The sequence below is a fragment of the Mycobacterium sp. genome, from assembly GCF_049683355.1.
Classification (GTDB): Bacteria; Actinomycetota; Actinomycetes; order Mycobacteriales; family Mycobacteriaceae; genus Mycobacterium.
The window spans coordinates 1-10,158 of record NZ_JBAUJB010000085.1 but is presented as its reverse complement, the minus strand read 5'-3'; the positions used below and the strand labels follow the sequence as shown (position 1 = coordinate 10,158).

Genomic DNA, 10,158 nt, shown 5'->3' with positions numbered 1-10,158 from the left:
TGCGCGCCGAGGTGGAGTTGGCCAAGGCCGAGATCACCCGCGACGTCAAGAAGGGGTTGACCGGCAGCGTCTTCTTCATCCTGGCGCTGGTGGTGCTGTTCTACTCGACGTTCTTCTTCTTCTTTTTCGTCGCCGAGCTGCTGGACAGCTGGCTGTGGCGCTGGGCCGCCTTCCTGATCGTGTTCGGCATCATGGTCGTGGTGACCGCGGTACTGGCCCTGGTCGGCTATCTGAAGGTGCGCCGCATCCGCGGACCACAGAAGACGATCGAATCGGTCAAAGAGATCCCCGAGGCCCTTAACCCGGGCCAGGACAAGGCCGCGAAGGCCGTCGCGTCGAGAGACGGCAAGCCGGCGTCGACTGCCGACCCGTCAGGCTGGTAATGGTCCGACCCGGGCCGTCGGTGGTGCGCATCGCCGGGCCCTGGCGTCATCTGGACGTGCATGCCAACGGGATTCGGTTCCACGTTGTCGAGGCCGAACGGCGGGCGGGCACCGATGACGGGTCCAAGGCACTCACCGACCGGCCCCTGGTCATCCTGCTGCACGGTTTCGGGTCGTTCGGGTGGTCCTGGCGGCACCAAATCAAGGGGCTGACCGGCGCCCGCGTGGTGGCCGTCGACCTGCGAGGCTATGGGGGCAGCGACAAACCTCCGCGGGGTTACGACGGCTGGACCCTGGCCGGCGACACCGCAGGTCTGGTGCGCGCACTGGGACACAAGTCCGCGACACTGGTGGGGCACGCCGACGGCGGACTGGTCTGCTGGGCCACCGCCGTTCTGCACCCCAGGGCGGTGCACGCGATCGCGGTGGTGAGCTCCCCGCACCCTGCGGCGTTGCGGACCTCGGCACTGACCCGCCGCGACCAGGGCGCGGCGCTGTTGCCGTGGATGCTGCGCTACCAGGTGCCGGTGTGGCCCGAACGCGCGCTGACACGCCACGACGGCGCCGAACTGGAACGGCTGGTGCGCAGCCGCTCCAGCGCAAAATGGCAAGCAAGCGAAGACTTCTCAGAGACCATCGGCCACCTGCGGCGGGCCATCGGGATCCCGTCGGCGGCGCATTCGGCGCTGGAGTACCAGCGCTGGGCGGTGCGAAGCCAACTGCGCAGCGAGGGACGCCGGTTCATCCGGTCGATGAAGCGTCCACTACCGGTTCCGGTGCTGCATCTGCGCGGCGACGCCGACCCGTACGTGCTGGCCGATCCGGTACACCGGACACAGCGGTACGCTCCGCACGGACGGTACGTAACACTGGACGGCGCCGGGCATTTCGGGCACGAAGAGGCGCCCGAGACGGTCAACGAACACCTATCGCGCTTTCTGGCGCAGGTGTACTCCGTTAACTGATGCAGGTTCCGGTGGGCACCCGGTCGACGTTGCCCACCCTGGCCATCTGCCGCGCCACTTCGTCGGCGGTGAGCACGAACCCGGTGTCGACGTCGTCGACCGCCGCGCCGAACACCACGCCGAGCACCTTGCCGCTGCGGTTGATCATGGGGCCGCCCGAATTACCTTGACGCACAGTCCCCCTGATGGTGTAGACCTCTCGGGTGACGGTCGTGTTGCGGTAGATGTCGGGGCCGTTGAGCTCGATGACCTCCCGGACGCGCGACGGCGTCGCGAGGAAATCCCCGCCGCCGGGATATCCCATCACGATGCCGTCGGTGCCCGGAGGAGCCTCGCCCTCCGCGAACTGCAGCGGCGCGGACGGCAGGTCCGGCACGTCGAGGATCGAGATGTCGGCGTCGGGATCGTAGGAGACCACGCCTGCCTCATAGGTCTGCCCGTCGATCTCGACGGTGACGCTCTCCGATCCCGCGACCACGTGGGCGTTGGACATCACCCGGTTCGGAGCGACCACGAAGCCGCTGCCCTCGAGCACCTTCTGGCAACTCTGTGCCACACCCTGCACCTTGACCACGCTCGGCCGCGTCGCACCGACCACCGCGGACTCGGCCAGCGACGCGTCGGGCGCGTCGACGGCGGCGACGTCTGTCGGCCCGAACGGTTTGAGCACATCGTGGAGTCCGGCGGTGTCCCACAGCGCCGAGAGCCGGTTGGGCACCGACCTGAGCCAGTTCGGCGCGACGGCGTCGACCTCGGCGATCACCCTCGAATCACGGACGGCCGCGGCCAGATTGGGCTGCGGGGACGACGTCAGCGCGGTGCCGAGCAGCCATGCGGCGGTCAGGACCAGGACCAGCTGCACGGCGACCCCGACGACGGAGTCGAAGATGCGCAGGGTGGGGCTGCGGATCGCGCCGCGCACCGCCCGGCCGAGCACCACGCCGGCGATCTCCCCGATCACCACCAGCGCCAGGATCAGGAACAGGGTCACGAACAACTGGGTGCGCGGGCCGGTGATGTGGCTGACGACGTGCGGCGCGAGCAGCACCCCCGCCACCGCGCCGAGTACGACACCGACCAGGGCCAGCAGGGAACCCGGCGCCCCGGAACGCCAGCCGGAGATGGCAGCGACGAGCGCGACGGCGAGGATGGCGATGTCCAGCCACTGTGACGATGTCATGGTCAGGCTTCACCGTAGCTGCCCGCGACGCCCAGAAGCGCCATTGCCTCGTCGAGTTCGCGCACGTTGTCGGTGTCCCACGGGGCAGCCCAGCCCGCGACGTCGAGCAGCGCGGAGATCACCTGCCCGGTGAACCCCCACACCAGCATCTCGTTGAGCAGGAACGCCGGACCGGCCGTGCGGCGGGTGTTCTCGCTGCGGTACACCATGATCCGGTTCTGCGGATTGACGAACGCCCGGACCGGGACCCGCGCGACCACGGCGGTCTCGGCGCGGTCGACAACGGCGACCGGTCCGGGGTCGGGCGAGTACGCGAGCACCGGTACCACGTGGAAACCCGACGGCGGGATGAACATCCGCTCGAGGGTAGCCAGCGGACGCAGCCGGCCGGCGTCGATGCCGGTCTCCTCGGTGGCCTCGCGCAGGGCGGTGTGGACCGGGCCGTCGTCTTCCGGATCGGCCGCCCCGCCGGGGAACGCGGCCTGTCCGGCGTGATGGCGCAGCGTCGAAGCACGCACCGTGACGAGCAGGTCGGCGTCGTCGGGAAGGGCCCCGGGTTCGCCGTCGACCGGGCCGGAGAACAGCACCAACACCGCGGCGTCGCGGCGGGAGCGGGTCCTGGCGGCGGTGGTGTTAGCTGCAGTGATCGCCGCCAGCACCTCGGCGGGCACGCGGCGGCGGTAGGCGTCCTTCACCGCGTCAGGCCGCGTCACCAGCGGTGTCAACCACGGCGGGGCCGCGTCGGGATTCAGCTCGCCGGCCCGGTTTTCCCAGCTCACCGCCCCGTTCCCGCCATCTCTGACACTCCCAGCTTCGGATCGACCGCTTCGGCGATTTCGTCGACAGTCGCGAACGACCGAGGCAGAATCTCGGCAACGCTACCGTCAGGCCGCAGGATCACCGTTGCCGGCATGACGTTGGGCACCTGCAGCGCCGCGGCGACACTGCGGCGTCCGTCCTGAAGGGTCGGCAGGTGCACACCCAGTTCGGCGAGCCGCAGCAATGCCGCATTCTCGTTTTCGTCCTGGTGCACGGTCAGGACCAGCACGTCGGGCCCGACGCGCCGGGCGTACTCGGCCATCGCGGGCAGCTCGTCGGCACATGGACCGCACCAGTACGCCCAGAGATTGAGGATGGTGGGGCGGCCGGCCACGGCGGCGGCGACGTCGACCCGCGAGCCGTCGCCCGCGCACTCGAGCACGATGCCGCGAAGAGCCTCGGGACCCGGGGACGGTGAGGGTGCGGGGCAGGGTTCGAGATCTGCCCGGGCGCGTGGACCCGCGAGTGCCTCGGGGTTGTCGGCGTCGCGGCGGTCCCGGGCAGAGACGGTGTCCTGCGACGAAGACGCCTGCTCGCCGCCGCCGTTTCCGGCATCGAGCTCCGACCACAGCGCCACGCTGAGCGCGATGACCACCACCAACGCGACGATGCTCCACCGGACAGAGGTGCTCATCGGTATAACCTCATCGGTACAGCGGGGTGCCTAGAGCCCGGCCAGCGCGAGGAGGTGCTCGGTCTCGGGACCTTTGACCAGGGCCGCGGCCGTCAGCGGATCGGTGGGACCGATGCCGAACGACGGACAGTCCTTGGCGAGCACGCAGACCCCGCAGGCCGGCTTGCGGGCATGGCAGACGCGACGGCCGTGGAAGATCACCCGGTGACTGAGCAGGGTCCACTCACTGCGCTCGATGAGCTCGCCGACAGCGTGCTCGACCCTGACCGGATCCTCCAGGGGCGTCCATCGCCACCGGCGCACCAGCCTGCCGAAGTGGGTGTCGACGGTGATGCCCGGCACCCCGAATGCATTGCCGAGGATGACGTTGGCGGTCTTGCGGCCCACGCCGGGCAGGGTGACCAGTTCATCGAGGGTCGCAGGTACCTCACCGTCGAAGCGCTCCGTCAGCTCCTGGCCCAGCCTGATGAGCGCGTTGGCCTTGTTCCGGAAGAACCCGGTGGGCCGGACCAACTCCTCGAGCTCGGTCCGGTCGGCGCGGGCGTAGTCGAGGGCGGTCCGGTACTTCGCGAACAACGCCGGCGTGGTCAGGTTGACCCGCTTGTCGGTGCTCTGCGCAGACAAGATGGTGGCCACGGTGAGCTCGAGCGGGTTGGTGAAGTCCAGCTCGCAGTAGACGTGCGGAAAGGCCTGGGCCAGAGTGCGGTTCATCCGGCGGGCACGCCGGATGAGACCCAGCCGGGTCTCCTCGTCCCACTTGCCGGCCGACTTGCGGGCCGCCACGCGCCGCACCGGCGCTTCACCGTCCGCTCCGCGCGCCGGCGTCTCACCCACAGTCACCTGACCAGCCTACTGAGAAGGTGCGACGCGCCGAGGCTCGGATCAGTCTTTACCGACGACTGTTCGTGATCGTGCCGAGACATTGGCCGTGTTTACTTCACCCTTGTGTCCTGGTTGCTCGTTGCGCTGATTCCGGGGTTGCTGATGCTGGCGACCCTCGGTCTCGAGCGCGTCGAGTCGAGCCTGCACCGCGACGTCCTCTCACCGTCAGACGTCGCCGCGTTTCTGGACCAAGCCGAGGCCAGCGATGTGGACACGCTCGCACGCGACGGCATGGACCACGCCCTGCACGGCCTGCACGGCCTGCACCGCCGGCTCGACGAGCGGGATTCGGCGACGGGCGGACTCGCCGTCCACAACCAGACCCCGGGTTTGCCCACGCGTCAGTACTTCGAGCACGCCGCCAATCCTGAATTTCAGCAGACCCGACATGCCAATCCTGTGTAGCGTGGGCTGGTCACGCTGAAGGCTCAATTGCCGACACCGTCGGCAGGGCCTACCTCTAGACTGATCGCACGATCCGCACTCGAGGTCGGCTTGCGTATTTCTGATCACCGAACAGCTTAAGAGGGGCAACGTGGACGAGATCCTGGCCAGGGCCGGAATCTTCCAGGGGGTGGAACCCAGCGCCGTTTCCGCGCTGACCAAGCAGCTACAGCCAGTCGACTTCCCGCGCGGACACACGGTGTTCGCCGAGGGTGAGCCCGGGGACCGGCTGTACATCATCATCTCCGGGAAGGTGAAGATCGGCCGTCGCTCACCGGACGGCCGGGAGAACCTGCTGACGATCATGGGCCCGTCCGACATGTTCGGCGAGCTGTCGATCTTCGACCCGGGACCCCGCACGTCGAGCGCCACCACGATCACCGAGGTGCGCGCCGTGTCGATGGACCGCGAGGCCCTGCGCGCGTGGATCGCCGACCGGCCCGAGATCGCCGAGCAGCTGCTGCGGGTGCTGGCACGTCGCCTGCGCCGCACCAACAACAACCTCGCGGACCTCATCTTCACCGACGTGCCCGGCCGGGTGGCCAAGCAGCTGCTGCAGCTCGCTCAGCGGTTCGGCACGCAGGAGGGCGGGGCGCTGCGGGTGACCCACGACCTGACCCAGGAAGAGATCGCCCAGCTCGTCGGGGCGTCCCGCGAGACGGTCAACAAGGCGCTCGCCGATTTCGCCCACCGCGGCTGGATCCGCCTGGAGGGCAAGAGCGTGCTGATCAGCGACTCCGAGCGGCTGGCTCGCCGAGCGAGGTAACTTCTCAGCGGCGCAGGTAGTTCAGCTGTGCTTGAACGCTCCATTGCGCTGCGTCCCAGAGCTTTTCGTCGACGTCGGTGTACACGTGCTCCACCACCGCACGGCTGCCGGCGTCCTCGCCGAGAGTCCGCAGCGCAGCTCGAACCTGATCGAGTCGCTCCTCACGGTGCGCGAGGTAGCTGTCGCTGACGGCGACCATGTCGTCGAGTTCCGGGCCGTGCCCGGGCAACACGGTCCGGTGTCCCAACCCGCGCAGCCGGTGCAGCGACTCCAGATAGTCGCCCAGGTCGCCGTCCTCGTGATCGATCACCGAGGTGCCGCGCCCCAGGATGGTGTCCGCGGTCAGCACTGCACCGTCGTCGACGAGGAAGCACACCGAGTCGGCGGTGTGGCCGGGTGTGGCCATCACGGTGATCCGCAGGCCCGCTGCGTCGATCACCTCGCCGTCGGTGAGCGGTCCGCCCAGGCCTCGCAGGAAACCGCTGCCCACCGACCGCACGACAGCGCCGGTGAGATCGACGATCCGGTCGATTCCGCCGGTGTGGTCGGTGTGACGGTGACTGATCAGCACCAGTGGGATCGGTCCGAGCGCGGCGAGCCGCTCGATGTGCTCATCGGCAGCGCCGGAGCCATCGGGCCCGGGATCCACGACCACCATCTCGTCGCTGCCCGGCCCGCGCAGCACCCAGGTGTTGGTGCCCTCGAGCGTCATCAGCCCCGGGTTGTCGCACAGCAGCACCGACGCGTTGTCGGTCACCGGCCGTAGCAGGCCGTAGGCGGGATGCTCCGACGAGCTCACGCCACCTCTACGACGACCTCGACCTCGACGGGGGAATCGAGCGGCAACTCAGAAACCCCCACCGCGGACCTGGCGTGCGCCCCGGCGTCCCCGAACACCTCACCGAACAGCTCCGAGGCGCCGTTGATGACACCGGGCTGACCGCCGAAACCGGGAGCCGAGGCGACGAACCCGACCACCTTCACGACGCGCACCACCGCGTCGACGCCGACCAGCGAGTCGATGGCGGCCAGCGCGTTCAGTGCGCACTGGCGGGCCAGCTCCTTTGCCTGCTCCGCGGTCACCTCGGCCCCGACCTTGCCGGTCATCGGCAGCTGGCCGGACGTCATCGGCAGCTGCCCCGAGGTGTAGACGAGGTTCCCGGTGCGGACCGCGGGCACGTAGGCCGCCACCGGCGCGACGACCTGTGGGAGCTCGATGCCCTGGTCTGCCATCCGGGCCGACCAGGAGGTCACTTCGGTCGCTTGAGATAGGCGACGTGCTGCTCACCAGTAGGACCGGGCAGCACCGACACCAACTCCCAGCCGTCCTCGCCCCACTGGTCGAGGATCTGTTTGGTGGCGTGTGTCAGCAGGGGCACGGTCGAGTACTCCCAGCGGGTCGGTTCGCTCATGCGGCCGAGCTTATCCGGCGCCGCACCCCCTGTGGCTAGCATGCAGTGGTGGCTACCACAACAACCGGGACAACGGCTGGTCCCAAGCCCGTCGGCTGGCCGGCTCGCCTGACCGAGGCACGCCTGCATTTCGTCACGGGCAAAGGCGGCACCGGCAAGTCGACGATCGCCGCCTCGCTGGCACTGGCGCTGGCGTCCGGTGGCCGCCGGGTTCTTCTGGTGGAAGTCGAAGGACGCCAGGGCATCGCACAGCTCTTCGACGTGCCGCCGCTGCCCTACGAAGAGGTCAAGATCGCCACGGCCGAGGGTGGTGGCCAGGTCAATGCGCTGGCGATCGACACCGAGGCGGCGTTCCTGGAGTACCTCGACATGTTCTACAACCTGGGTCTGGCCGGGCGGGCGATGCGCAGGATCGGCGCCGTGGAGTTCGCGACGACGATCGCGCCGGGTCTGCGTGACGTGCTGCTCACCGGCAAGATCAAGGAGATCGTGACCCGCACCAAGGGTGACGCGAAGGCCAAGCAGAGCGTCTACGACGCCGTCGTCGTCGACGCCCCACCGACCGGCCGCATCGCCCGGTTCCTCGATGTCACCCAGGCGGTGTCGGACCTGGCCAAGGGCGGCCCGGTGCATTCGCAAGCCGAGGGCGTGGTCAAGCTCCTGCATTCCGACCTGACGGCCATCCATCTGGTCACCCTGCTGGAGGCACTGCCGATCCAGGAGACGATCGAGGCGATCGAGGAGTTGCGGCAGATTCAGCTGCCCATCGGCAGCGTCATCGTCAACCGCAACATCCCGGCGTACCTGCCGCCCGACGGCCTGGCCAAGGCCGCCGAGGGCGACGTCGACGCCGACGCGATGCGGGCCGGGCTGCAGAATGCCGGGATCACGCTGTCCGACCAGGACTTCGCCGGGCTGCTCACCGAGACCATCCAGCACGCCACCCGGATCGCGGCGCGCACCGAGAGTTCCGAAGAGCTCGTCGAGATCGATGTGGCGCGGCTGGAACTTCCCTCGCTACCCGACGGTGTCGACCTGGGAAGTCTGTACGAACTGGCAGAAGCACTCGCCCAACAGGGCGTCCGGTGAGCGGAGGAAACCCATGAGCACCACCCCGCCGGCCCTGGACATGGCCTCGATCCTGCTCGACAGGTCCAACCGGGTGGTCGTGTGCTGCGGCGCGGGTGGCGTCGGCAAGACCACGACCGCCGCCGCGATGGCGTTGCGCGCCGCCGAGTACGGCCGCACCGTCGTCGTGCTGACCATCGACCCCGCCAAACGGCTCGCCCAGGCACTGGGGATCAAAGATCTGGGGAACAACCCGCAACGGGTGCCGCTGGCGCCCGAGGTGCCCGGTGAGTTGCACGCGATGATGCTCGACATGCGCCGCACCTTCGACGAGATGGTGGTCCAGTACTCCGGATCCGGGGCCGCGGACGCCATTCTGGACAACCAGTTCTATCAGACGGTCGCGACGTCGCTTGCCGGCACACAGGAATACATGGCCATGGAGAAGCTGGGTCAGCTTCTGGCAGAAGACAAATGGGACCTGATCGTGGTCGACACCCCGCCGTCGCGCAACGCGCTCGATTTCCTGGACGCGCCGAAGCGGTTGGGCAGCTTCATGGACAGCAGGTTGTGGCGTCTGCTCCTGGCGCCCGGCCGCGGCATCGGCCGTCTGGTGACCGGCGCGGTCGGTCTGGCGATGAAGGGGATGTCGACGATCCTGGGATCGCAGATGCTCTCCGACGCGGCGGGCTTCGTGCAGTCACTGGATGCGACGTTCGGCGGCTTCCGGGAGAAGGCGGACCGCACCTACGAACTGCTCAAGCGGCGCGGCACCCAGTTCGTCGTGGTTTCGGCGGCCGAGCCCGACGCACTGCGCGAGGCGTCGTTTTTTGTCGACCGGCTTTCCACCGAGCACATGCCGCTGGCGGGGTTGGTCCTCAACCGCACCCATCCCACGCTGTGCACCCTGCACGCCGACAAGGCCGCCGAGGCGGCAGACGAGTTGGAGAAGACAGGTTCTGACGCGTTGACCGTGGCCGCCTTGCGTATCCATGCCGCCCGAGCGTCCACGGCCAAGCGGGAGATCCGGCTGCTGTCCAGATTCACCGGCGCGAACCCGCACGTGGCGATCGTGGGAGTGCCGTCACTGCCGTTCGACGTATCCGATCTGGAGGCCCTGCGGGCCATCGCCGATCAGATCACCGGGGAGCTTCCCGCGGCCTGAGGAGGCGCGGAACGGATCAGCCCGCGGTGCGGTGCTTGCGCTGCGCAGCAAAGAACTCGGCCCAGGACACCACTTCCGGGTGCTGCTTGAGCAGGGCGCGGCGCTGGCGCTCGGTCATGCCGCCCCACACTCCGAACTCCACCCGGTTGTCCAGGGCGTCGGCACCGCATTCGGCGATGACGGGGCAGTGCCGGCAGATCACGGCGGCTTTTCGCTGGGCAGCGCCGCGGACGAAAAGTTCGTCCGGGTCGGCCTGGCGACACCGGGCCTGCGAAACCCACGCAATACGCGCCTCAGCCTCTGCGCCAGGCACAATGGACTGGCCGGTCGGATTCACGGTGGTCTTGCGAGCGGCGGGCTTGGTACCTAACACCTGCGATCCCCTTCGTTCTGGCCGCGCCCCGACAACGCAGACGACTTCCTAAACCGGCGTCGATCGC

14 protein-coding genes are annotated in these 10,158 nt (G+C 68.7%); 6 read left to right on the top strand and 8 right to left on the bottom strand.

Annotation, left to right across the window (positions count from 1 at the left end; genetic code table 11):
* On the top strand, positions 1–383 hold a 383-nt coding region (locus WA944_RS05460), incomplete at its 5' end, for a phage holin family protein (RefSeq protein WP_526646496.1).
* Positions 383–1,348 (top strand): alpha/beta fold hydrolase, encoded by a 966-nt coding sequence (locus WA944_RS05455; protein ID WP_526646494.1) that lies wholly within the window; start codon positions 383–385, stop codon positions 1,346–1,348. The genes WA944_RS05460 and WA944_RS05455, both read left to right, overlap by 1 nt.
* On the opposite strand, the gene marP is transcribed toward WA944_RS05455, so the two are convergent.
* The 4 genes from marP to nth are packed head-to-tail and all read right to left on the bottom strand — an operon-like array spanning position 1,341 to position 4,692.
* Positions 1,341–2,528 carry an acid resistance serine protease MarP gene (gene marP, locus WA944_RS05450; RefSeq protein ID WP_370329525.1) on the bottom strand — a complete coding sequence of 396 codons (1,188 nt, stop codon included), beginning with the start codon at positions 2,526–2,528 and terminating at the stop codon, positions 1,341–1,343. The two genes, WA944_RS05455 and marP, sit on opposite strands and share 8 nt — an antisense overlap.
* Positions 2,529–2,530: 2 nt before the next feature.
* Positions 2,531–3,307: an NUDIX hydrolase gene (locus WA944_RS05445; RefSeq protein WP_526373422.1), complete on the bottom strand. Its 777-nt coding sequence runs from the start codon at positions 3,305–3,307 to the stop codon at positions 2,531–2,533.
* The gene (locus WA944_RS05440; RefSeq protein WP_526373420.1) at positions 3,304–3,981 is read right to left on the bottom strand and encodes a TlpA disulfide reductase family protein; all 678 of its coding nucleotides are present in this window, start codon (positions 3,979–3,981) and stop codon (positions 3,304–3,306) included. Before WA944_RS05440 ends, WA944_RS05445 begins: the two co-directional genes overlap by 4 nt.
* A 30-nt stretch (positions 3,982–4,011) precedes the next feature.
* On the bottom strand, positions 4,012–4,692 hold the full coding sequence (nth, locus tag WA944_RS05435) for an endonuclease III (RefSeq protein ID WP_526373428.1): 681 nt from the start codon (positions 4,690–4,692) through the stop codon (positions 4,012–4,014).
* Positions 4,693–4,965: 273 nt separating this feature from the next.
* Between nth and WA944_RS05430 the strand changes: the two genes are divergently transcribed.
* Together WA944_RS05430 and crp are read left to right on the top strand one after the other, a co-directional pair.
* A complete protein-coding gene (locus WA944_RS05430; protein WP_526646498.1) occupies positions 4,966–5,268 on the top strand; it encodes a hypothetical protein in 303 nt (100 codons plus the stop codon).
* A gap of 130 nt (positions 5,269–5,398) precedes the next feature.
* A complete protein-coding gene (gene crp, locus WA944_RS05425; RefSeq protein WP_003931718.1) occupies positions 5,399–6,073 on the top strand; it encodes a cAMP-activated global transcriptional regulator CRP in 675 nt (224 codons plus the stop codon).
* Between the two features lie 4 nt (positions 6,074–6,077).
* Here the strand turns inward: crp and WA944_RS05420 are convergent, their stop codons facing one another.
* Genes WA944_RS05420 through sp36 form a run of 3 tightly spaced genes read right to left on the bottom strand, consistent with a single transcriptional unit; the run spans position 6,078 to position 7,485 of the window.
* Positions 6,078–6,872, bottom strand: a complete 795-nt coding sequence (locus WA944_RS05420; RefSeq protein ID WP_526373368.1) for an MBL fold metallo-hydrolase — start codon at positions 6,870–6,872, stop codon at positions 6,078–6,080.
* Positions 6,869–7,306: a RidA family protein gene (locus tag WA944_RS05415; protein ID WP_526373370.1), complete on the bottom strand. Its 438-nt coding sequence runs from the start codon at positions 7,304–7,306 to the stop codon at positions 6,869–6,871. Before WA944_RS05415 ends, WA944_RS05420 begins: the two co-directional genes overlap by 4 nt.
* Positions 7,307–7,323: 17 nt before the next feature.
* Positions 7,324–7,485, bottom strand: a complete 162-nt coding sequence (sp36, locus tag WA944_RS05410) for a Sp36 family protein (protein WP_159228721.1) — start codon at positions 7,483–7,485, stop codon at positions 7,324–7,326.
* Positions 7,486–7,530: 45 nt separating this feature from the next.
* Here sp36 and bagA point away from each other — a divergent pair, with 45 nt between their 5' ends.
* The gene (gene bagA / locus WA944_RS05405; RefSeq protein WP_526371139.1) at positions 7,531–8,574 is read left to right on the top strand and encodes an ATPase BagA; all 1,044 of its coding nucleotides are present in this window, start codon (positions 7,531–7,533) and stop codon (positions 8,572–8,574) included.
* A 13-nt stretch (positions 8,575–8,587) separates the two neighbouring features.
* Positions 8,588–9,718, top strand: a complete 1,131-nt coding sequence (bagB, locus tag WA944_RS05400; protein WP_526371141.1) for an ATPase BagB — start codon at positions 8,588–8,590, stop codon at positions 9,716–9,718.
* A 16-nt stretch (positions 9,719–9,734) separates the two neighbouring features.
* Here the strand turns inward: bagB and WA944_RS05395 are convergent, their stop codons facing one another.
* Positions 9,735–10,091: a WhiB family transcriptional regulator gene (locus WA944_RS05395; protein ID WP_526610681.1), complete on the bottom strand. Its 357-nt coding sequence runs from the start codon at positions 10,089–10,091 to the stop codon at positions 9,735–9,737.
* Between the last annotated feature and the right edge of the window lie 67 nt (positions 10,092–10,158).

What these genes read in the sequence shown, in the direction of transcription:
- nth (WP_526373428.1), bottom strand. Translation starts at nt 4,692, where the DNA reads ATGAACCGCACTCTGGCCCAGGCCTTTCCGCACGTCTACTGCGAGCTG.
- WA944_RS05440 (WP_526373420.1), bottom strand. Translation starts at nt 3,981, where the DNA reads ATGAGCACCTCTGTCCGGTGGAGCATCGTCGCGTTGGTGGTGGTCATC.
- marP (WP_370329525.1), bottom strand. Translation starts at nt 2,528, where the DNA reads ATGACATCGTCACAGTGGCTGGACATCGCCATCCTCGCCGTCGCGCTC.
- sp36 (WP_159228721.1), bottom strand. Translation starts at nt 7,485, where the DNA reads ATGAGCGAACCGACCCGCTGGGAGTACTCGACCGTGCCCCTGCTGACA.
- WA944_RS05415 (WP_526373370.1), bottom strand. Translation starts at nt 7,306, where the DNA reads ATGGCAGACCAGGGCATCGAGCTCCCACAGGTCGTCGCGCCGGTGGCG.
- WA944_RS05430 (WP_526646498.1), top strand. Translation starts at nt 4,966, where the DNA reads ATGCTGGCGACCCTCGGTCTCGAGCGCGTCGAGTCGAGCCTGCACCGC.
- WA944_RS05455 (WP_526646494.1), top strand. Translation starts at nt 383, where the DNA reads ATGGTCCGACCCGGGCCGTCGGTGGTGCGCATCGCCGGGCCCTGGCGT.
- bagB (WP_526371141.1), top strand. Translation starts at nt 8,588, where the DNA reads ATGAGCACCACCCCGCCGGCCCTGGACATGGCCTCGATCCTGCTCGAC.